At 66.9% G+C, this 20,411-nt stretch carries 19 protein-coding genes; 6 read left to right on the top strand and 13 right to left on the bottom strand.

The annotated features are described in order from the left end of the window. Positions 1–17: 17 nt before the first annotated feature. From SARO_RS11740 to SARO_RS11765, 6 genes are all read right to left on the bottom strand, one after another. On the bottom strand, positions 18–1,724 hold the full coding sequence (locus SARO_RS11740; protein WP_011445976.1) for a hypothetical protein: 1,707 nt from the start codon (positions 1,722–1,724) through the stop codon (positions 18–20). Next, positions 1,721–2,641: an AAA family ATPase gene (locus tag SARO_RS11745; protein WP_011445977.1), complete on the bottom strand. Its 921-nt coding sequence runs from the start codon at positions 2,639–2,641 to the stop codon at positions 1,721–1,723. The genes SARO_RS11740 and SARO_RS11745 overlap by 4 nt, the downstream gene beginning before the upstream one ends. Positions 2,642–2,652: 11 nt before the next feature. After that, complete coding sequence (locus tag SARO_RS11750) at positions 2,653–4,170, bottom strand: XrtA system polysaccharide chain length determinant (protein WP_011445978.1); 1,518 nt, start codon at positions 4,168–4,170, stop codon at positions 2,653–2,655. Between the two features lie 25 nt (positions 4,171–4,195). Next, on the bottom strand, positions 4,196–4,843 hold the full coding sequence (locus SARO_RS11755; RefSeq protein ID WP_011445979.1) for an XrtA/PEP-CTERM system exopolysaccharide export protein: 648 nt from the start codon (positions 4,841–4,843) through the stop codon (positions 4,196–4,198). Between the two features lie 211 nt (positions 4,844–5,054). Continuing rightward, on the bottom strand, positions 5,055–6,281 hold the full coding sequence (locus tag SARO_RS11760) for a pyridoxal-dependent decarboxylase, exosortase A system-associated (protein ID WP_011445980.1): 1,227 nt from the start codon (positions 6,279–6,281) through the stop codon (positions 5,055–5,057). Then, complete coding sequence (locus SARO_RS11765; RefSeq protein WP_011445981.1) at positions 6,278–7,807, bottom strand: acyl-CoA ligase (AMP-forming), exosortase A system-associated; 1,530 nt, start codon at positions 7,805–7,807, stop codon at positions 6,278–6,280. Before SARO_RS11765 ends, SARO_RS11760 begins: the two co-directional genes overlap by 4 nt. Before the next feature lie 29 nt (positions 7,808–7,836). Between SARO_RS11765 and SARO_RS11770 the strand changes: the two genes are divergently transcribed. From SARO_RS11770 to SARO_RS11785, 4 genes are read left to right on the top strand one after another with little or no spacing between them, the layout of a single operon-like run. Beyond that, positions 7,837–8,841 carry a GNAT family N-acetyltransferase gene (locus SARO_RS11770; protein WP_011445982.1) on the top strand — a complete coding sequence of 335 codons (1,005 nt, stop codon included), beginning with the start codon at positions 7,837–7,839 and terminating at the stop codon, positions 8,839–8,841. A gap of 59 nt (positions 8,842–8,900) precedes the next feature. Continuing rightward, the gene (locus SARO_RS11775; RefSeq protein WP_011445983.1) at positions 8,901–9,158 is read left to right on the top strand and encodes an acyl carrier protein; all 258 of its coding nucleotides are present in this window, start codon (positions 8,901–8,903) and stop codon (positions 9,156–9,158) included. Next, entirely contained in the window at positions 9,155–9,826 is a 672-nt protein-coding gene (locus tag SARO_RS11780; RefSeq protein WP_011445984.1) for a hypothetical protein, read from the top strand. Before SARO_RS11775 ends, SARO_RS11780 begins: the two co-directional genes overlap by 4 nt. After that, positions 9,823–10,611, top strand: a complete 789-nt coding sequence (locus SARO_RS11785) for a hydrolase 1, exosortase A system-associated (RefSeq protein ID WP_011445985.1) — start codon at positions 9,823–9,825, stop codon at positions 10,609–10,611. The genes SARO_RS11780 and SARO_RS11785 overlap by 4 nt, the downstream gene beginning before the upstream one ends. Here SARO_RS11785 and trxB read toward each other — a convergent pair. The 6 genes from trxB to SARO_RS11815 all read right to left on the bottom strand — a co-directional run bounded on the left by trxB (position 10,601) and on the right by SARO_RS11815 (position 15,785). Then, positions 10,601–11,569 (bottom strand): thioredoxin-disulfide reductase, encoded by a 969-nt coding sequence (trxB, locus tag SARO_RS11790; protein WP_011445986.1) that lies wholly within the window; start codon positions 11,567–11,569, stop codon positions 10,601–10,603. The two genes, SARO_RS11785 and trxB, sit on opposite strands and share 11 nt — an antisense overlap. 138 nt (positions 11,570–11,707) lie before the next feature. Next, complete coding sequence (locus SARO_RS11795; protein WP_011445987.1) at positions 11,708–12,496, bottom strand: tyrosine-protein phosphatase; 789 nt, start codon at positions 12,494–12,496, stop codon at positions 11,708–11,710. A gap of 104 nt (positions 12,497–12,600) precedes the next feature. Beyond that, positions 12,601–12,990, bottom strand: a complete 390-nt coding sequence (locus SARO_RS11800; protein WP_011445988.1) for a response regulator receiver domain-containing protein — start codon at positions 12,988–12,990, stop codon at positions 12,601–12,603. Next, complete coding sequence (locus SARO_RS11805; protein WP_011445989.1) at positions 12,987–14,081, bottom strand: PAS domain-containing protein; 1,095 nt, start codon at positions 14,079–14,081, stop codon at positions 12,987–12,989. Before SARO_RS11805 ends, SARO_RS11800 begins: the two co-directional genes overlap by 4 nt. 73 nt (positions 14,082–14,154) lie before the next feature. Then, positions 14,155–14,589, bottom strand: a complete 435-nt coding sequence (locus SARO_RS11810; protein WP_011445990.1) for a hotdog fold thioesterase — start codon at positions 14,587–14,589, stop codon at positions 14,155–14,157. After that, positions 14,586–15,785, bottom strand: a complete 1,200-nt coding sequence (locus tag SARO_RS11815; RefSeq protein WP_011445991.1) for a M20 metallopeptidase family protein — start codon at positions 15,783–15,785, stop codon at positions 14,586–14,588. The genes SARO_RS11810 and SARO_RS11815 overlap by 4 nt, the downstream gene beginning before the upstream one ends. 143 nt (positions 15,786–15,928) lie before the next feature. Between SARO_RS11815 and SARO_RS11820 the strand changes: the two genes are divergently transcribed. Further along, entirely contained in the window at positions 15,929–17,176 is a 1,248-nt protein-coding gene (locus SARO_RS11820; protein WP_011445992.1) for an acetyl-CoA C-acetyltransferase, read from the top strand. Between the two features lie 72 nt (positions 17,177–17,248). Here the strand turns inward: SARO_RS11820 and SARO_RS11825 are convergent, their stop codons facing one another. Then, positions 17,249–18,586: a M28 family peptidase gene (locus tag SARO_RS11825; protein WP_041550312.1), complete on the bottom strand. Its 1,338-nt coding sequence runs from the start codon at positions 18,584–18,586 to the stop codon at positions 17,249–17,251. A gap of 136 nt (positions 18,587–18,722) precedes the next feature. On the opposite strand from SARO_RS11825, the gene ettA reads away from it, so the two are divergent. Further along, complete coding sequence (ettA, locus tag SARO_RS11830) at positions 18,723–20,402, top strand: energy-dependent translational throttle protein EttA (protein WP_011445994.1); 1,680 nt, start codon at positions 18,723–18,725, stop codon at positions 20,400–20,402. Positions 20,403–20,411: the final 9 nt, after the last annotated feature.

Here is a 20,411-nt window from a genome sequence, read left to right on the forward strand (position 1 = left end):
GAAGCCGTCTCCGGGCATCAGAAAGAATAGCGCAGGCCAACCAGGCCGGACGCTACTACCTCGTCTTCAATCACCTTACGGTTAACACTGTCCAAACTGACGGCCGCCGTCGCCACGAGCCGGTCCGTCAGGTTGCGGAAGTAGGCCGCGTTGGCGCCGATGGTGGTCACGTCGCCAAGGCTCGAAGCGCCCGACTGGAACCATGCGGCATAGGCCGAAACGGCGAAGCTGGAACGGCGGTCGATCGGGCCGTTCAGGCCAGCGTCGACATAGAAGCTTTCGTCCACCTGGCCGTTGACCGAACCCAGGACCGAATCCTCGCGCGCGATGTACTTGCGGCGGATGTAGCCCGCGCCGATGCCGGCCTGCATCCGGCCCACGCGATGCGCGTAGGTTGCGTTCACGCCCCGCGCCCGGAACACCGAGCTGGCGACCGAGGACAGCGCGTTGTTGACGCAGCCGCCGCTTTGAGAGCCGATCGCACATCCGCTGATCTGGCCGTTGAACGGGTCCCGATTGACCTGGAAATCGGTCGGCAGGTCGCGCAACGCCCGGCTCACCTGTCCGCCAAAGCCGGACACGTTGTCGTAGACGGCAACCGTAAGCGAGCTTCGCGGGTCGGGATTGTACGAGAAGCTGCCGTAATAGGTCATGCTGTCGTAGCGGCGGCCGACGAAGGCCGAAAGCGCGGTGCGCCGGCTTGGGCGCCACATCACCCCGGCGTCCCAGGTCAGGCCATCGGTCTCGTAGGCCAGCTGGCGCGGACGGGACTTGTCGGTCAGGTAGCGGCCGTCGCTGCCAAGGACGGGATCGCCATCCGCGTCGCGCACCGCATCGCGCGAGGAAACCTCGACATCCTCGTAGCCGACCGCACCGACCAGGGCGAGTTCCAGGCTCACCGGATAGGTGACCTGCACCCCGGCGCGCATGTCGCGCACGCGCTGGTCGAGGTTGGAGACGTCTTCCTGGTAGTACGAACCGCTCGCCGTGATACCCACCGGCAGCACGGTGTCGGGCGCAACGCCAGCCGAAAGCTGCGCGGATTGCGAAACGGAATCGTCGAAAATGTCGGTCAGCGGCTCACCGGCAGCGAGCTGGATCGCGTCCTTCTGCTGAACCTTCGTATAGCCCAGCATGTACGAGCCAGCGAGCGCGACATCGCCCACGTGCGTCGAGACGGCGGGCCCCGCGTACAGCGAATAGACCTGGCTGACCGCGTCGCTGGCCGCGAGCGGGTTCAGCGTCGAGGCGCCGCTGCCCTCCACGCGGGTGCGCGCGGCCAGTGCGCCGGCTTCGACCGAGAGTGTGCGCGGGATAAGGTCGTGCTTGACCCTGGCGAGGCCCGACAGCGTGTCACCGTCGCGAACTCCGTCGGTCTGCGAGATGCGGCGTTCGTAGCGCACCGAGACCGCGCCCTGGGTGCGGCGGCCGTCGAGGGCCACGTCCACGCCAGCGGCGATCGTGCTGTAGGTCAGGACCTCGTCGCCGGGGGACAGCTCCCACAGGACGTTCTGCGTCGCCTCGATATAGGGCTTGATCGTGGTGCGCGGACCGCCGCCCGCGCCGCGCAGGGAACTGCCGCCGCGATCTTCCTTGCCCGACGCCTTGCCGGAGGGCGCATCGCCATCGACGCTTTCATAGGAGAGCGTCTGCGCATGGAGCGGACCTGCGGCAAGGGTACCCGCCAGCAGCGCCATGCGCAGCGCGAGGGCGGCGACCTTCATTCCGTGTATCCGTAGTAGGTGCCGAAACGGCGGCCAGTGGTGGAAAAGCGCGTGCCGTTGAGCAGGAGCTTGATATCCTCGCAGGCCGAAAGCAGGCCCACCGCGTCACGCAGCGCGGCCTCGCCGGTCACGTCGGCACGCACGACCATCACCGTCTGCCCGACATGGTTGGCAAGGACGGTCGCGGGCGATGCGGCCAGTACGGGCGGCGAATCGAAGATGACGATGCGGTTGGGCGCATTGGCCGTCAGCCGCGCCAGCACCGCCTCCGTCCGCGACGAGGCAAGGTATTCGGTGTCCGATCCGGTCACGTTGCCGGCCGGGAGCACGTAGAGCCCGGCGATGTCGGTGCCGATCACGCAGTCCTCGACCGCGATGCCCGGATCGGCCAGCGCATCCATGAGGCCCGGGCCGCCGGGCAGGCCCAGCGTCGAGAGCACCGATGGCTTGGCGAAATCGGCATCGACGAGCAGGACTTCGGTGTCCTTCTCCGCCGCCATCGACAGTGCGAGGTTGACCGCGCAGAAGGTCTTGCCCTCGCCCGGATGCGCCGAGGCCACGAGGATGCGCTCGCCGTGACCCTTGCCGCGCGTCTCGGCGGCGGTGCGCAGGAGCTGGCGCTTCACGATGCGGAACTCCTCGAGGAGGCCGGTGACGGCGCTCTCGGGCTCGATCAGGCACTGTTCGCGCAAGTGCGCGCGGTCGATGGGGTGGCGCGGACCGCCGAAAGGACGGACCTGCGGCAGCGCTTCGGAGCCGGCCACCGGCGAAGGCGCGGCAGCGATCCTTGGCGCGGGAGCAGGCGGGAGGTCGGCCACGACCGGCCGGATCAGCGCGCGAAAATCGAAGCTGCCCGAGGCACGCTCGATCAGCGAAGGGCCGGAAGGCGGCACGGGAATCTTGCTCTGGTCGGTCATCGCATCGCTCCTCAGGCCACCATGCCGCGCTTCAGCATCTCGACGCCGAGGAGGACGAAGAGGACGACGAACAGGCCTGCCACACCACCCGCGAACCACTTGAGGCGGCGTGCGCGCTCAGCCCTTGCGGTGCGGGTGATGGCCTCGGAAATTCCGCCGAGGACCGGAAGCCCGGTCGCGCGTTCGAGCTGCCCCGTGGTCGAATAGGCGGACCTGAGCTGGCCGAAGGCAAATGCCCCGCCGCAACCCGCGCCCACGCCGACGATCAGCACGAGGAACAGCAGCAGCGGCCGGTCGGGGGCCGCAGGCCCGCGCGGCATCGTCGGCGGGTCGATCACCTCGAACTTCACCGCGTCGCGCTCCGTCTCGACCTGGCCGCGCAGGCGCAGCTGCTCGCGGTCGCGCAGGAGCTTGTCGTACTGCTCCTTGAGCACGTCGTAGTCGCGGTTGATGCGCGCGGCTTCGGCGGCCACGGTCGGTTCGCTGTACTGCTGCGCGGTGAGCTGGGCGATCTCGGCCTGGAGCGAGGCCTTGCGCGACTGGAGCGAGACCACGCTCGCCTCGCGATCGGCCTTGATCGAAAGCAGCGAGCTGTAGGCCGGATTGGGCGTACCGCCGCCAGCACCCTCGCCCGCCGCCGCCTTCTGCAGGTTGGCGATCTGGGCCTTGGCGGAAATCACGTCCGGATGGCTGTCGGTAAGCCCGCGCGCGCGCATCGCGCCAAGGTCGGCCTGCGCCTGCGCCAGGGCACCCTTGGCGCCACCCGACACGCCCGGAATGGCGATGGTCTGCGGCGTGCCCGAAAGCTGGCCGCTGATCGAGGCGAGCGCGCTCTGCGCCGCCAGCAGGTTCGATTCGACGTCGCGCATCTGGTTGCGCGCCGCCTCGAGCCGGGTGGTGAGCGACCCCGCGCCGGGGATGAAGCCGGCGTTCTTCGATTCGAACTCGGTGCGCTTGAGCTCGGCCTCTTCCAGCGCCTTCTTCCGGTCGGTGAGCTGCTGGTCCATGAAGGCCAGCGTATCGGTCATCTCGCCGCGCCCGCCGGCCAGGTTTTCCTCGCGGAAGATGTCGATCATCTTCTGGACGATGTCCTGCGCCAGCCGGGCGTTCTCGGCATCGTTGCGCCCGCCGCCACCGGCCGTCCCGGTGATCTCGAACAGGTTGTCCTGCTGGCTGACGACGGTCACGTGCTTGCCCAGGCTCTCGACCGCCGCCTGCATCTGCTTGTCGCTGGTCACCTTGTCGCCCAGCCGGGTTGCACGGATGACCTTCTCCAGGTTGACCGCGCTGGTCAGCGTCTGGCGCACGCGCTCGATGTCGCGCTTGCGGTCGCCGCCGATGCCGATCTGATCGGCCAGCACGTCGTCGATCTGGACGAAGATGCGGGCCTTCGATTCATAGCTGTTCGGCACCATCGCCACCGCCAGCCAACCGAGCAGGCACACGCCCCAGGCCAGGCCGAGCGCGATCCAGCGCCGGTGCCATATGCCGTGGAGCGCGATGCGCACTTCCTCGTAGATGCTGGTCATGGCTACCGTGCCCCCCGCCCGCTGCTCAGAACGTGCTCTCGGGGATGATGATGACGTCGCCCGGCATCAGCAGGACATTCGCCTTGGTATCGCCCTTGCGCAGCAGGTCGCCGATGCGCACCGCGTATTCCTTCTGCGCGCCCGACTGCTTGTCGAACCGCACCAACCGCGCCTTGTTGCCTGCGGCATATTCCGAAAGCCCGCCCACCGCGATCATCGCGTCGAGCAGCGTCATGTTCGCACGGAACGGGATCGAGGCCGGCTTCTCGGTCGCACCCACGATGCGCACCTGCTGGCTGAACGTGCCCGCGAACTTGTTGACGATGACCGAGACGATCGGCTCCTGGATGTACTGCGAAAGCTGGAGCTTGATGTCCTCGGCCAGCATCGAGGGCGTCTTGCCCACAGCCGGCATGTCGGTAATGAGCGGCGTGGTGATGCGCCCGTCGGGCCGCACCTGCACGCTCGCGCCAAGTTCCGGATTGCGCCAGACGAAGATCGTCAGTTCGTCGAGCGGGCCAATCACGTACTCCTCGCCCGGCCCTTCCTGAAGCGCAACGAACGAGGCTGGCGGCAATTGCGGCCCGCCGCCGACGCCGCCGCAGCCCGACAGGGCAAGGCTCAGCATGGCCGTGCCGGCAAGCATACGGTAGACGCGCGAAATCAAGGGCATTGCCAGTCCTTCCTGTTGCGAAAAGACCGCCCGGCGGCCGCGGAACGGCCGGGGACAGGTATCCGCAATTCACCCGAGGCTATCGCCAAAAAGGGTGAAGATTGCGTTAGCCTTGATTGGTCGGCCGGCCTGCGCCAAGCGCGCATTCGTCGCTGTCCCGAACTGGGACCGACGCCGCGCCAAGCGTTAACGGTCGGGAACTATCGCTTTGTCAGACAAGCATTTCCCGGGCCGGACCCTGCCCGAGGAACGCTGCGGGACTGGCGCTCGCCCCATAGGCACCGGCACAGAAGATTACCACCAGATCGCCGGTATCTGTCCGGGGAAAGCCGCCCTTGTCGGCCAGCCGGTCAAGCGGAGTGCACAGGCAGCCAACGATGCTCGCCTCCTCCTCCACCGCCGCGCCGAAGCGCGTGGCGATGGCGCTGGGATAGTTGCGGCGCACCACGGTGCCGAAGTTGCCCGAGGCGGCGAGCTGGTGATGCAGGCCGCCGTCGGTAACGAGATAGACCTCGCCGTGACTTTCCTTGCGGTCGATCACGGTCGCCAGGTAAATCCCCGCCTCGCCAACGAGATAGCGGCCTAGTTCAATGCAGAATGCCGTGTCCCGGAGGACATCGGGCAGCGCCGCGAACTGGTCGCCAAGCGCGGCGCCGACCGCAACCACGTCGACCGGCTCGTCACCCGGGAAATATGGAATGCCGAAGCCGCCGCCGAGATTGCACTTCGGCAAGGGCGCGCCCGTCTCCTCGGCCAGCCGCGCGGCCAGCCCGATCGTCTGCGCCTGCGTTTCAATGATCGCGTCGGCCGACAGAGCCTGGCTTCCGGCGAAGATGTGGAAGCCCCGCCACTCCGCCCCGGCGGAAATCAGCTTGCGGGCGAGAGCAGGCACGCGCTCCGCATCGATGCCGAACGGCTTCGCCCCGCCGCCCATTTTCATGCCCGATCCCTTGAGATCGAAATCGGGGTTCACCCTGATCGCGAGACGGGGGACGATCCCCAGCCGCCCGGCAATGGCCAGCGCACGCGTCGCCTCGCCTTCGGATTCAAGGTTGAGCGTAACGGCCGCCGCAATCGCCGCCTCGAGTTCGGCGTCTCGCTTGCCGGGCCCCGCGAAGCTGACCATGGCCGGATCGATCCCGGCGTCGCGCACGATGGCAAGTTCGCCGCCAGAGGCGATGTCGAACCCATCAACCAGCTCCAGCATGTGGCTTAATAATGGAATATAAGGATTTGCTTTTACGGCATAATGTATGGCCAGCCGCTCCGGCATGGCAGCTCGCAGATCCTGAACCCGCCGGGTCAGCAACGCGCGTGAATAGACGAAGAGCGGCGTTCCGCCGGCCTGCATCACGAGATCGGTAACCTTGTGTCCATCCACGGCCAGTTCGCCGTCGATGGTTTCGTATCCGGGCGGGATCGGGCCGAGCGGTTTCATGCCTGCACGTCCTGCGCCAGTTCGGCGGCCAGCGCAACGCGGTCGAGCTTGCCATTGGGGCTGACCGGCATGACCTGGCGCCAATGCACCTGGCGCGGCACCATGAAGTTGGGCAACGCGCGCGTCAGTGCCGGAAGCAGTCCGGCCCGTGCCGCCTCCACGTCGCCAGAAGCGCGAGCGACGAGATGGATCGCATGGCCCAGGTGCGGATCCGGCAGGCCCAGCGCCACGGCCTCCGCGACGAGGCCCGTCGCCACCGCGGCTTCCTCGACCTCTTGCGGGCTCACGCGGTTGCCGCTGGTCTTGATCATGGCGTCGCGCCGCCCGACGAAATGCAGCAGGCCTTCCGCATCGCGCCGGACCCGATCCCCCGACCAGACCGCCATCCCGCCAAGCTTCGAGAACGGGGGCGCAGGCCTGAACCGCTCGGCGGTACGCTCCGCATCCTGCCAGTAACCTTGCGCCACCAAAGGGCCGGCGTGAACTAGCTCACCCTCTTCCTCGACCTCAGCTTCATCCCCCAAGTCATTGACGACACTAACTTCTGCAAAGGGAATGGCCCTGCCGATCGATGTCGGGTGGCTGTCAACGAGCGCGGGGTCCAGATACGTTGAGCGGAACGCCTCGGTCAGGCCGTACATCGGGTAGAGGTCCGCCTCGGGGAAGCGCGTGCGCAGCGCGCGAACCAGCGACGGCGTCAGCGCGCCGCCGCTGTTGGTGAGGCGCCGCAGCGAGCGGGCAGCTTCAGGCCAGTCCAGTTCGGCAAGTTGCAGCCACAGCGGCGGAACTGCCGCAATCGTCGTGATCCCATGCCGCTCGACGGCTTTCACGACGTCGCGCGGCGTCAGATAATCGAGCGGGACCACGCTGCCACCCGCATACCAGGTCGAGAGCAACTGGTTCTGGCCATAGTCGAACGCCAGCGGCAGGACGGCAAGGACCCGGTCTGCGGGCGACAGCCGCAGATAGTGCGCCACGCTGACCGCCCCCAGCCAGAGGTTCGCCTGGCTCAGCATCACGCCCTTGGGCCTTCCGGTCGACCCGCTGGTGTAGAGGATCGCGGCAAGGCTGTCCGGCGCGGCGTCCGATGGCGGCAATTGCCCGCCAAGCGCTTCGGCCTCGGCCCATGCGGCGGGCTCCTCGATCAGTGGGCACGACGCGTCGCCGGGTTCCAGCGAATCCAGCCGCGCCTTGTTCGACACGAGCAGCGCCGCGCCGCTGTCGGCCAGGATATGCGCGACCTGCCCGCGCTTGAGCAGCGGATTGACCGGCACGTGCACAAGACTAGCACGGACCGCCGCCAGCGGCATGAGGCAGGACAGCTCCGACTTCGGCAGCCACGTCGCCACCCGCGCGCCGCGCTCCGGCACGCGCGATTGCAGCCAGTTCGCGAGCAGTCCTACACGAGCATTTAACGCTTCGTGGGTTAGGGTGTGGTTCCTGAGCACGAGCGCAGGCGCCCCCCGCTCTCCGCGAAGGGCAAGATGATCGAGCGGATGGACGGTGGGATCGGGCTCGGCGGTCACGCAGGTCTCGACTAAGGAATGCTGGAACGTTGAACGTCTATCACGCCAGTCTCGAGGAAGCGCAAGCCGACCCGCGCCTGAAGGGGTTGCAAGGCGCCTCGCCGTTCGAGCGGCTGGACTGGCTGGCGCTGCTGGCGAACGAATGCCTCGACCCGGCGCGGGCGCGCCTGAGCGTGGTCACCAGCGGCGAGTGCATGGCCGCGCTCCCCTGGATCGAGCGCGAGGGACGGATCGACGCGCTGGCCAACTGGTACAGCTTTTTTGTTTCTCCTCTTGGCGATAGCGCTCTTCTTTCACGGATAGTCGAGGCGCTTCCGCACGGGCGCGCCGCGTTCGCGCCACTGCCCGAGGAAGATGCGCGCCTGCTTGCCCGCGCCTTTCGGAACGCGGGGTGGTGTACGCTCGCGGCGCCTTGCGACGTCAACCATGTGCTTCCGGTCGAGGGGCGGTCCTTCGCCCAATACTGGGCCGAGCGTCCGGGCGCGCTGCGCGAGACGGTGCGTCGCAAGAGCCGCAAGGGCGAAGTATCCTTGCGCATCTTGACCGAATTTTCTCCCGAAGATTGGGAGGCTTACGAGACGATCTACAGGCTGAGCTGGAAGCCGGGCGAAGGCAGCCCGGCATTCCTGCGCAAATGGGCCGAAGCCGATGGCGAGGCGGGGCGGCTGCGGCTCGGCATTGCCGAAATCGACGGAGCGGCAGTGGCCGCGCAGTTCTGGACCGTCGAGGGTGGCACGGCCTACATCCACAAGCTCGCCCACGACGAACGCTTCCGAAAATCCTCGCCCGGGACGCTCCTGACGGCCGCGATGTTCGAACACGTGATCGACCGCGACCGCGTGGACCTGATCGATTTCGGGACAGGAGACGATCCCTACAAGCGCGACTGGATGGACGACGTGCGCTCGCGCTGGAGCGTGCAGGCCTGGCGTCCGGGCGCAGTGCGGCACTGGCCCTCGCTGGCCCTGGCGCTGGCCCGGACACTGGCCGGGCAGATCATGCGGCCTCTTGTGTCGCGAAATGGCGATGGTTAAGGGCTGACCCGAACGACACCTAAAAGCACCTAGCGCCACCTAACCACACCCGGGGCCCGATGACCGACACCGACAGCACCCTGCGCGATATCCTGAAAGACGTGCTTGGCCTTTCGGCAGAACGCGTCGCCGCGTTCGATGCCTCCACCGGCCTGTTCGGAGATCTGCCCGAGCTGGATTCGATGGCGGTCGCCGGCCTGCTGACCGAGATCGAGGACCGCCTCGACATCGTGATCGAGGACGACGAGGTCGATGGCGAATTGCTCGAAACCTATGGCAACCTGCTGGCCTTCCTGGATTCCAAAGTCGCCGCGTGATCGCAAGCTGGCCCTGCCCCGGGCCTGACGGCCACTGCGACGAATATGCCTTCGGCTTCGACCGCGCACGCAAGCGGCGCCTGCTGATCGTTCCCCCTCCTTTCGACGAGGCGAACCGCATGCGGCGGATGCTCGTCGATGCGATGCGGGCGCTGGACGCAGCGGGGATCGACAGCTTCCTCCCCGACCTTCCGGGCTGCAACGAGAGCAGCCAGCACTTTTCGGCGCAGAGCCTTCACGCCTGGCGCGGGGCGATGGCGCAGGCGGCGCGGCACTTTGGCGCGACCGACGTGCTGGCGGTGCGCGGCGGGGCGCTGGTCTTTCCGGGCCATCTTCCGGGCTGGGTTCTGGAGCCGGCGAAGGGCGCGTCGATCCTGCGCCAGATGATCCGCGCACGTGTGATCGCGGCGCGTGAGGCGGGGCGGCACGAGGACAGCGCCGCGCTTCTGGAACAGGGGCGCACACAGGGGCTGGAGCTTTCCGGGTGGCACTGCGGTGCCTCGCTGATCGCCGGACTCGAGAACGCCTTGCCGGAAATCGAGGGGCAGCGGATCGTGTCGCAGGGCGAACTCGGCGGCGCCGGGCTGTGGCTGCGGGCAGAACCCGCGGCGGCGCCCGAGCAATCGGCCGCGCTCGCACGCCTCATCGCGCAGGACCTTGGCGAATGACGCGGCGGCATCTGACGTTCGCTTGCGAGGGCGCGACGCTGGTCGGCACGCTCGACATCGACGGGGCGAGCCATGGCACGGGGCTGCTAATTGTTTCGGGGGGCAACGAACTGCGGGCAGGCGCATGGTCTGGACAGGCACAGCTTGCAACCAGGCTGGCGCACGCCGGGTTCCCGGTCTTTCGATACGACCGGCGTGGCGTGGGCGACAGCGAGGGCGAGAACCTGTCGTTTCGCGGCGCCCTGCCCGACATCGCGGCGGCGCTGGCGGCCTTCCGCAGCGCCGCGCCGCACCTTTCGCGGATCGTCGCGTTCGGAAATTGCGATGCGGCGGCGGCGCTCATGCTGTTTGGCGCGGAGCTTCAGGTCGACGGGCTGGTGCTGGCCAATCCCTGGACGATCGACGGCGAGGAAGCACCGGATGCCATGCCGGCCTCGGCCATTCGCAGCCGCTACCTGGGCAAGCTGGCCAGCCCGCGAGAGATCTGGCGGCTGCTTTCGGGCGGCGTGAACCTCGGCAAGTTGGCCAGGGGCTTGCGCACCGCCGCAGGGCATTCCCCTGCCCACGCCGGACTGGCGCAGGACATGAAGGCCGGACTCGACGCGTTCGCCGGTCCCGTGGCGATCCTGCTGGCGAGCCGGGATCGCACCGCGCAGATGTTCGAGGAGGCCTGGGGCGGCGAAGACCCGCGCATCGCGCGGATCGACAGCGCATCGCACAGCTTCTCCGACGAGGCCGCGCGCGAATGGCTCCACGCGCGGCTGGTCGAAGCGCTTACGCGATAACGGCCTGTGCGGCCTTGAAGTCCAGTTCGGCGAGGAAGCGTTCCGCGTCGAGCGCCGCCATGCAGCCCGTTCCGGCAGCGGTAACCGCCTGGCGATAGGTGTGATCCATGACGTCACCGCATGCGAAGACGCCCGGGATCGCGGTCTTGGGCGTGCCGGGCTGAACGACGATGTAGCCGCTCTCGTCGAGTTCGAGCTTGCCCTTGAACAATTCGGTGGCCGGCGCGTGGCCGATGGCAACGAAGGCGCCGTCGGTTTCGACGACGGATTCGGCGCCAGTGACCGTATCGACCAGCTTCACGCCGGTCAGGCCCTTGCCCGCCTCGCCCACGAAGCTGTCGACCTTCTGGTTCCACAGCACCTTGACGTTGGGATGGGCGAAGAGACGGTCCTGCAGGATCTTCTCGGCGCGCAGGCTGTCGCGGCGGTGGATCAGGGTCACGTCGGGCGAATGGTTGGTGAGGTAGAGCGCCTCCTCGACCGCGGTGTTGCCGCCGCCGATCACGACGACCTTCTTGCCGCGATAGAAGAACCCATCGCAGGTGGCGCAGGCCGAAACGCCCTTGCCTGAAAACTCCTGCTCGCCCGGCACGCCGAGCCACTTTGCCTGGGCGCCGGTGGCGATGACCAGCACGTCGCCTTCGTAGATGTCGCCGCTGTCGCCCACGGCGCGGAACGGCGAGCCATCGAGGCTGACCTCGAGGATCGTGTCCCACATCATGCGGGTGCCGACGTGTTCGGCCTGGGCCTGCATTTCCTGCATCAGCCAGGGACCCTGGATCACGTCGCGGAAGCCGGGGTAGTTCTCGACGTCGGTGGTGATGGTGAGCTGGCCGCCAGGCTGAAGACCCTGCACCACGATCGGCTCCATCCCCGCGCGCGCGCCATAGATCGCGGCGGAAAGTCCGGCCGGGCCGGAACCGATGATGAGCATGCGGGTCTTGTGCGTCGTCGCCATGGAAACTCCTCCAACGGGCAGGCTGGCCGTCGGCAGGCGAGATAAGCGGCGCCGGAGCCAAAAGCGAGTCCGCCCGCCCCGCTTTTTCCGCAGCTATCCGACAGTTTTTCTTTAGCGAGGCCGCCGGGAATGCTGCAGTCAGGCCTCCACCAACCGCCGCTCCATCGCCTCGAGCGCCTGCGGGGTGACGCCGAGGACATCGCGCGCATAGTCCTCCACGCTGCCGTGGCTTTCGATCATCGCGGCAAAGGCGCGGTCGAGGAAGGCCGCGTCGACGCCCATCAGCACTCGCACCGCAGCATCGTCCATCGACCGGCCGAACCCTTCGCGGACATGCCGCGCACCGGCCTCGATCCGCGCCTCGGCGTTGCCGGCGGTGTTGGTGAGCAGGTAGTCGGCCATCATGTCGTCTGGATGCACGCCGAGCAGATGGTGAACCAGCGCGGCGGCAACGCCGGTCCGGTCCTTTCCGGCGAGGCAATGCAGAAGGCTGGGCGCATCACGCCCTGCCAGGGCCTGCATGTAGAGGCGGAACGTGCCGACGAGGACCGGACGGAACGGCAGGGTCTCATAAAGGCGGAGCATGGCCTGGTGCGCATCGGCGGCAGAGCGCACCTCGCGCGCCATTTCCTCGTGAGCGGCCCGCCCGCGAACGCTGGCAGTCTCGCCCGGATGGAACAGGACCTCACCCGCGAAATCCTCGTGGCGCAGGCAGGGGTTGGCTTCACGCTCGCTATCGCCGCGAAGGTCGACGACGGTGCCCAGGCCGATCCGCTGCACCTTCGCCAGGTCGTCCGGCGTCGCCTCGGAATGCTGGCCGGAGCGCCACAACACGCCCTTGCGCAGCCGACCGCCCCGCGCGGCATAACCGCCGTAGTCACGAAAGTTGTGAATGCCCTCGAGCGGAAGAACGCGATCCTGCGCCATGCGCCTGCCAAATCCGTTGCTGTTGAAAACCCGTAACTCGCGCAGGCATTGGCGCGAGAAGCACGGCGCTGGCAAGCACAAAACTGCCGGGCGTGCCCGAAGGCTCAGGCCGTCCGCGCCGCCAGGGGTTCGAGGGCACGCGCCACCACGACCGCAGCGGGCGTGGGCTTGGGCACGAGCGTGCCGCCCAGCTTGCGTACGCCTTCGTCCATGCGGTCCAGATCTCCGGTGTGAAGGACGTAGGGAATGCCCATGCCGGCAAGCGTGCGGGCAACCTGTTCGCAGGTCTGCCCCTGCCCCAGGGACACATCGAGGATTGCGGCGGAAATAGCGGTGGACTGGACGATGGACAGCGCCTCGCCCAGATCGAGCGCGGTAAGCGGCTCGCACCCGGCATCCTCGACGGCGAATTCCAGGTCGAGAAGGATCAGTGGCTCATCGTCGAGAACCAGAACACGGCAGGGCTCGCCCGATGAGGGGTGCATGAGCGTCATTCGGCATTCTCCCGGAGGGGAATGTTCAGTCGGGCCCGAAGCCCGTCCTGATGCCATTCGCGCACAATTCCACCCCTTGCCATGTCCAACATGCGGTCCACAATTCCATCGTTTCCGGTATCAAGGGAGACGCGCGGCGAAGCGCTCTGTTCCACCCAGTCGATTCTGATCGCCGGCCCCTCTGTCGAGCCGTTCTTGCGCCAGGCCACGGTGATCTTTCCGCTATCGGCGCTGAGCGCGCCGTGCTTGATGGCATTCACCGCCAGTTCGTGAAGCGACAGGCCGAGCACAGAGACGGAAGCGAAGTCCGAACGCAGGCCATTGCCCTCGAACGCGATGCGCGTGCCATCGGGATCGTAAGGCGCGAGAACGGCGCGGATCGCCTGCCCGACTTCGACCGTCTCGCGGTGCGAATCGTCGAGCGTGGTCTCGTAGGCGCGGCCAAGCGCCTGGATGCGATCGTTGATTTCGCGCGCTTCGACTTCGATGCCGCGTACACGGCCGGTGAAGTTCACGATGCTGCCGATCACGGCGAACATGTTCTTCATGCGGTGCGACAATTCGCGGGCGAGCTGGCGGGCATGGCGCTCATCCGCGCGAACCGCGCGGACGTCGGACACGTCCCACTGGCTGCCGAAGAAGTAGATCAGCCGGCCATCGGCGTCATAGACCGGACCCAAATGGAGCGCATTCCAGAACGCCGTGCCATCCTTGCGGTAGTTGAGCAGTTCGACGACGATGACGTCCTCGCGCTCGAGCGCGGCCTTGATCCGGGCGACGGCCGCAGGGTCGGTGCCGGGGCCTTGCAGAAACCGGCAGTTGCGGCCGACGACCTCGTGTTCGTCATAGCCGGTAAGATGGCGGAAGGCCCGGTTCGCGAAAACGATGGGCAGGTCTTTCTCGTGCGGATCGCACAGGCAGATCGCCATTCTGGTCTGCGCCATCGCCTGCTCGAACAGCACTCCGGACGCACCTTCGAAGGTATCTTCGGGATGCTGTGCGCGAAAGCGGGCCACAGCCGGATCGAACGCGGTGTGGGCCTGATCCGTGTAGCCAGGCGGCGGAAAGTTGTCGGAGGATTTGTCGTTCATGTCAGCGGCACCTGCCGGCTGGAATGCACCTCCTAGTGATTGGTTCCGAAAAATCGTATTAGAAACATACGTTTCATTTCCGTTCGAGCGGAATGACGGCCAAAGTAAGCCTTGAAACGCAAACGAGTTTCCCGGCTTCATCCTCGATCCGGATGGACCAGACGTGCGTGGTCCTGCCCAGTGCATCGGGCCGTGCGGTGGCATAGACCCAGCCGTCGCGGACGGGGCGCAGGTGGTTGGCGTTGATCTCCATGCCGACCGTGGCGAAGCGATCGGGATCGACGACCATAGCCCCGGCCATCGAGCCGATGGTTTCGGCAAGGGCGACCGAAGCGCCACCGTGGAGCCTGCCGAATGGCTGGTGGGTGCGATGATCGACCGGCATCCGGCCGCGCACCCAATCTTCGCCGCAATCGACGAACTCGATGCCGAGGTGCGCGGGCATCGAGGAACTGCCGAGCCGGGTCAGCCGATCCATTGACGGCATCTCGCCGTTCCACCAGATCATGCGAAACCCTCGGCAAGGAAGCGTTCGGCGCAACCCGCAAGGACTGCAGTGCCAAGCGGCAGCACGCTTTCATCGACCATCATGCGGGTCGAATGGATGGAGCAGCAGGAGCGCCAGTCGACGCCCTCGTGGGCCACCCCGAGGAAGAACATCGCGCCTGGCACCTTTTCAAGGACGTAAGAGAAATCCTCGGCCCCCATGATCGGGCTGTCGAGGCGATGGAAGCCACGCTCTCCGGTGAGATCCTGGACGACCTTCTCGCCAAGATCGACCGCGCGGGCATCGCAGACGGTGACCGGAAAACCGGGAGTGATCGCGACATCGGCGCTCAGCCCGTGGGCGGCGGCGATGTTGGTGGCGACGCGGGTCAGCGCTTCGTGGAGGCGGGCGCGATTGGTGGCGGAAAGCGTGCGCAGCGTGCCGCGCATGGCGACGCGATCGGCAATGACGTTGTGCGCGGTGCCCGCCTCAATCCTGGCCACGGTGGCGACGACCGGGTCGGAGACGGGGAACTTGCGGGTGACGACCGCCTGAAGCGCCGTCACGATCTCGCAGGCGACTGGCACCGGGTCGAGAGCATCGTGCGGCATCGAGGCGTGGCCGCCCCGCCCCTGCACCACGATGTCGAACTGGTCTGCCGAGGCGAGCAGCGGCCCGGCGCGCCCAGCAACGAGGCCGTGCGGGCTGTTGGGCATGACGTGCAGCGCAAACGCGGCATCCGGCAGCGGATCGATCAACCCGTCCTCGAGCATGAAACGCGCGCCGTGGAAGCCTTCCTCTCCCGGCTGGAACATGAACTGGACCTCGCCCGCGATCCGGTCTGCCCGCGCGCAAAGAAGTTCGGCGGCGCCCGCCAGCATGGCGGTGTGGGTATCGTGCCCGCAGGCATGCATCGCGCCGGGGATGGTCGAGGAAAACGGCAACCCGGTTTCCTCTGTCATCGGCAGGGCGTCCATGTCGCCGCGCAGGAGGACGCGGCGACCCGGCCCAGCCCGGCCCTTGAGCGTGGCAACGAGCCCCGTGGTCGACGGCCCCTCGCGCCATTCGAGCGGCAGGTGGGCAAGCGCGTTGCGCACCTTGTCGCGCGTGCGGGGGGTGTGCAGGCCGAGTTCGGGTTCGGCATGGATCGCGCGTCGCAACGCGACGATGGCGTCGGAAAATCCGCGCGCCTGTTCGAGCAGTTCTTGCTGGAGCATGGGAAGCCTCTTCGGGGGATCGCCTTGCCTTCAGGCTGGCACGGCACGCGCCTGCTGTCGAGCCGTCGGAATCGGCTTGCACATGCACAAATGGCACGTTAATCGATCGATTAAAGTCAAAGATCGCAACCGGAGAGCCTGAGATGCCCGAAGCCTATATCATCGACGCCGTCCGTACGCCGCGCGGGATCGGCAAGCCCGGCAAGGGCGCCCTTTCGCACCTGCACCCGCAGCATCTTGCCGCGACGGTGCTCAAGGCGCTGAAGGACCGCAACGACCTGGACACCTCGACCGTCGACGACATCATCTGGTCGACCTCGTCGCAGGTGGGCAAGCAGGGCGGCGATCTTGGCCGCATGGCAGCGCTGGCGGCAGGGTACGACATCTCGGCCAGCGGCACGACGCTCGACCGGTTCTGCGGCGGCGGCATCACTTCGGTGAACCTTGCCTGCGCCTCGGTCATGTCGGGCATGGAAGATTGCGTGATCGCCGGCGGCACCGAGATGATGAGCTTCACCGCCGCCCACGGCGCGGAGCTGGCCAATGCCGGGATCAAGCCGCTGGGCATGGGTTCGGGCAACATGGAACTGGATGCCCTGCACCCGCAGTCGCACCAGGGCGTGTGCGGCGATGCCATTGCCGCGCGCGAGGGGATCGACCGCATGGCGCTCGACGCGCTCGCCCTCGTAAGCCAGGAACGCGCCGACCGCGCGATCCGCGAGGGGCGCTTCGACAAGTCGGTGGTCACCGTCTACAACCCCGACGGCACGGTGGCGCTCGACCACGAGGAATTCCCGCGTCCGGAAACGACGATGGAAGGCCTGTCCTCGCTCAAGGCAAGCTTCGACGGAATTGCCGACTTCGACCTTGGCGGCACCACGTTCCGCAAGCAGATCCAGCGCCGCTATCCGGAACTGGAGTGGAAGGGCGTGCATCACGCGGGCAACTCCTCCGGCGTGGTCGACGGTGCGGCGGCGCTGCTGATCGTTTCACCCGCCTATGCCGAGAAGCATGGCCTGAAGCCGCGCGCGCGCATCGTTGCCTATGCCAACCAGGGCGATGACCCGACGCTCATGCTGAACGCTCCGGTGCCGGCGGCAAGGAAGGTCCTCGACAAGGCTGGCCTTTCGAAGGACGACATCGACGTCTGGGAAATCAACGAGGCCTTCGCGGTCGTGGCCGAGAAGTTCATCCGCGATCTCGAACTGGACCGCGACAAGGTGAACATCAACGGCGGCGCGATGGCATTGGGCCATCCGATCGGCGCGACGGGATCGATCCTGATCGGCACCGCGCTCGACGAACTGGAGCGGTCGGGCGGGCGCTATGGCCTGGTCACGATGTGCGCGGCAGGCGGCATGGCACCGGCGATCATCATCGAACGCATCTGAACGGGCCTTGGCGCCACGCAACGGAAAAAGGCTCCCCCGCGACGGGGAGCCTTTTTTCGTAAGGGCGCAAGTTCAGTCGGCCGCGACGATGGGACCCGGCTCGTTCGCGACGATCCTGAGAACTTCGGTCCACGCGGCGACGTTTTGCGCCAGATCGGCCGGGTCGACCTTGTCGAGAGTGTCGTCGGGAGTGTGGTGCAGGTCGAAGTAGTGGGTGCCGTCCTGGTTGAGATCGACCACGCCGAGCTTCTGCTTCTCGATCACCGGCTCGACATCGGTCCCGCCATCGGCCTTGCCCGATCCGCGCACGATGCCCATCGGTGAAAGGGCGGCGGCGATACGGTCGGCCAGGGGCTTGCTGGCACTGCCAAGGTTGAAATTGACACGCCAGACCCGCGCGGCGCCGAAATCGCTCTCCATCGCGAGCGCGTGCGGCTCCGCGTGCCTTTGCGCATAGGCCTTGCCGCCGAAGCCGCCGAGTTCCTCGGACCCCGCCCACAGGACGCGGATCGTGCGCAGCGGCCTGCCGCCTTCCTGCGCGTTGAGCGCGGCGGCGGTGATGATGGCGCAGCCCGCCGCATCGTCGATGGCGCCCGTGCCGAGGTCCCAGCTATCGAGGTGGCAGCCGAGCAGGATGGGGGGAAGCGATGGGTCGCGCCCGGGCAAGTCGCCGATGACATTGCCCGAAGGCAGGTTGTCGGTCGTCCTGCCGGTAAGCGTCATCGCCAGCCGCATCGGCTTGCCGCCGCCGGCGATGCGGGCGATGAGATCGGCGTCCGGGTTGGACACTGCGCCCGCCGGGATCGGGCTCACGCCATCGGGAAACGTCGTGCCGCCGGTGTGGGGATTGCGGTGGCTGTCCGTGCCGATGGAGCGGATGACGACGCCCATGGCCCCCTTGGCCGCAGCGATGGCGGGCCCCTGGCGACGAACGTTGCCGTAGGGACCATAGCCGCTGCCATCCTGGCTGCGCTTCATCGCATGGTCGATGAAGGCGATCTTTCCGGCAAGCGATCCGGCGGGCGCTGCCTTCAGCGCATCGAGCGTGGGGAAGTAGACGACGTCGCCTTCGATGCCCTTGTCGGGCGTTGTGCCGCTGTAGCCAAGTGCGGTGACAGCCAGGCGGAACGGGATCGGGGCCTTGAGGCTCGCCTCGTCGCGGCCGCGCACGTAGCCGCGGATCGTGAACGGTTCGATGGCGACGCCGCTGAAACCGAGCGCCTCGAGCCGCGCCTGCGCCCATGTTCGCGCGCGCGCTTCGGCCTCGCTGCCCGGCATGCGCGGGCCGACTTCGCTGGTGAGGCCGGCGAGAATGTCCCAGGCGACATCGCCTTTCGGTTCTTCGGCCTGTGCGGCAAGGGGGACGAAAATGGCGGCGGTTAGCGCAGCGGCGCGGAACTTGTTTCGCATGAAACCTTGCCTATCTTGCGTCCAGTACTCTGCCAAGCCCCTCCGCCACCCTTCCGGCGCAAGCCCCGCTTGCCCGCACGGTTGCGCTCGGATAGAGGCGGCGCAACTCTATTCGCCTTATACCCAAGGACCCGACATGGCTGCCCAATACGCCTACGTCATGAAGAACATGACGAAGACCTTCCCCGGCGCGCAGAAGCCGGTGCTCAACAACATCAGCCTGCAGTTCTACCAGGGCGCCAAGATCGGCATTGTCGGCCCGAACGGCGCCGGCAAGTCGACCCTGATGAAGATCATGGGCGGGATCGACACCGACTTCACGGGCGAGGCCTGGCCGGGCGAGAACATCACCGTCGGCTACCTGCCGCAGGAACCGCAGCTCGACACGAGCAAGACCGTGCTCGAGAACGTCAAGGACGGCGCGCGCGAGACGGCAGACCTCGTCGACCGGTTCAACGAGATCTCCAACATCATGGCCGATCCGCCGGAGGACGTCGATTTCGACGCGCTGATGGAAGAGATGGGCGAATTGCAGGGCAAGATCGACGCTGTCGACGGCTGGACGCTCGACAACCAGCTCGAGATCGCGATGGAAGCGCTGCGCTGCCCTCCCGGCGACTGGCCGGTGGACAGCCTTTCGGGCGGTGAAAAGCGCCGCATCGCGCTGACCCGCCTGCTGATCCAGAAGCCGTCGATCCTGCTGCTCGACGAACCGACCAACCACCTCGACGCCGAAAGCGTCGAATGGCTTGAGAACCACCTCAAGGAATATGCCGGCGCGGTTCTGATGATCACCCACGACCGCTACTTCCTCGACAACGTGGTGGGCTGGATCCTCGAACTCGACCGCGGAAAGTACTTCCCGTACGAGGGCAACTACTCGACCTACCTCGAGACCAAGGCCAAGCGCCTGGCGCAGGAAGAGCGCGAGGAAAGCGGCAAGCAGAAGGCGCTCGCCCGCGAACTCGAGTGGATCCGGCAGACCCCGGCCGCGCGCCAGACCAAGTCCAAGGCGCGTATCCGCAAGTTCGAGGAACTGCAGAACGCACAGGACAACCGCGCCGTCGGCAAGGCCCAGATCGTCATCCAGGTGCCCGAGCGCCTGGGCGGCAAGGTCATCGAGGCGAAGAACATCTCGAAGGCCTATGGCGACAAGCTGCTGTTCGAGGACCTTTCGTTCATCCTGCCGCCGGGCGGCATCGTCGGCGTCATCGGTCCGAACGGCGCGGGCAAGTCCACGCTGTTCAAGATCATCACCGGCAAGGAGCAGCCCGACAGCGGCACGATCGAGATCGGCTCGACCGTGCATCTGGGCTATGTCGACCAGAGCCGCGACCATCTCGACCCGAAGAAGAACGTCTGGGAGGAAATCTCGGACGGCCTCGACTACATGAAGGTCAACGGCCAGGACATGTCGACGCGCGCCTATGTCGGTGCGTTCAACTTCAAGGGCCAGGACCAGCAGAAGAACGTCGGCAAGCTTTCAGGCGGTGAGCGCAATCGCGTCCACATGGCCAAGATGCTCAAGGAGGGTGGCAACGTCCTCCTGCTCGACGAACCGACCAACGACCTCGACGTCGAAACGCTGGCCGCACTGGAAGACGCGATCGAAAACTTCGCCGGTTGCGCCGTGGTCATCTCGCACGACCGCTTCTTCCTCGACCGTCTGGCGACGCATATCCTCGCGTTCGAGGGCAACAGCCACGTCGAATGGTTCGAAGGCAACTTCGCCGCCTATGAAGAAGACAAGCGCCGCCGCCTTGGCGATGCGGCCGACCGGCCGACGCGCCTGGCGTACAAGAAGCTGACGCGCTGACGAGACGCC

Origin of the sequence: Novosphingobium aromaticivorans DSM 12444 (assembly GCF_000013325.1) — a bacterium.
GTDB classification, from domain to species: Bacteria; Pseudomonadota; Alphaproteobacteria; order Sphingomonadales; family Sphingomonadaceae; genus Novosphingobium; species Novosphingobium aromaticivorans.

Coding starts and splice junctions, on each gene's coding strand:
- SARO_RS11740 (WP_011445976.1), bottom strand. CDS start 1,724: ATGAAGGTCGCCGCCCTCGCGCTGCGCATGGCGCTGCTGGCGGGTACC.
- SARO_RS11745 (WP_011445977.1), bottom strand. CDS start 2,641: ATGACCGACCAGAGCAAGATTCCCGTGCCGCCTTCCGGCCCTTCGCTG.
- SARO_RS11750 (WP_011445978.1), bottom strand. CDS start 4,170: ATGACCAGCATCTACGAGGAAGTGCGCATCGCGCTCCACGGCATATGG.
- SARO_RS11755 (WP_011445979.1), bottom strand. CDS start 4,843: ATGCCCTTGATTTCGCGCGTCTACCGTATGCTTGCCGGCACGGCCATG.
- SARO_RS11760 (WP_011445980.1), bottom strand. CDS start 6,281: ATGAAACCGCTCGGCCCGATCCCGCCCGGATACGAAACCATCGACGGC.
- SARO_RS11775 (WP_011445983.1), top strand. CDS start 8,901: ATGACCGACACCGACAGCACCCTGCGCGATATCCTGAAAGACGTGCTT.
- SARO_RS11785 (WP_011445985.1), top strand. CDS start 9,823: ATGACGCGGCGGCATCTGACGTTCGCTTGCGAGGGCGCGACGCTGGTC.
- trxB (WP_011445986.1), bottom strand. CDS start 11,569: ATGGCGACGACGCACAAGACCCGCATGCTCATCATCGGTTCCGGCCCG.
- SARO_RS11795 (WP_011445987.1), bottom strand. CDS start 12,496: ATGGCGCAGGATCGCGTTCTTCCGCTCGAGGGCATTCACAACTTTCGT.
- SARO_RS11800 (WP_011445988.1), bottom strand. CDS start 12,990: ATGACGCTCATGCACCCCTCATCGGGCGAGCCCTGCCGTGTTCTGGTT.
- SARO_RS11805 (WP_011445989.1), bottom strand. CDS start 14,081: ATGAACGACAAATCCTCCGACAACTTTCCGCCGCCTGGCTACACGGAT.
- SARO_RS11810 (WP_011445990.1), bottom strand. CDS start 14,589: ATGATCTGGTGGAACGGCGAGATGCCGTCAATGGATCGGCTGACCCGG.
- SARO_RS11815 (WP_011445991.1), bottom strand. CDS start 15,785: ATGCTCCAGCAAGAACTGCTCGAACAGGCGCGCGGATTTTCCGACGCC.
- SARO_RS11820 (WP_011445992.1), top strand. CDS start 15,929: ATGCCCGAAGCCTATATCATCGACGCCGTCCGTACGCCGCGCGGGATC.
- SARO_RS11825 (WP_041550312.1), bottom strand. CDS start 18,586: ATGCGAAACAAGTTCCGCGCCGCTGCGCTAACCGCCGCCATTTTCGTC.
- ettA (WP_011445994.1), top strand. CDS start 18,723: ATGGCTGCCCAATACGCCTACGTCATGAAGAACATGACGAAGACCTTC.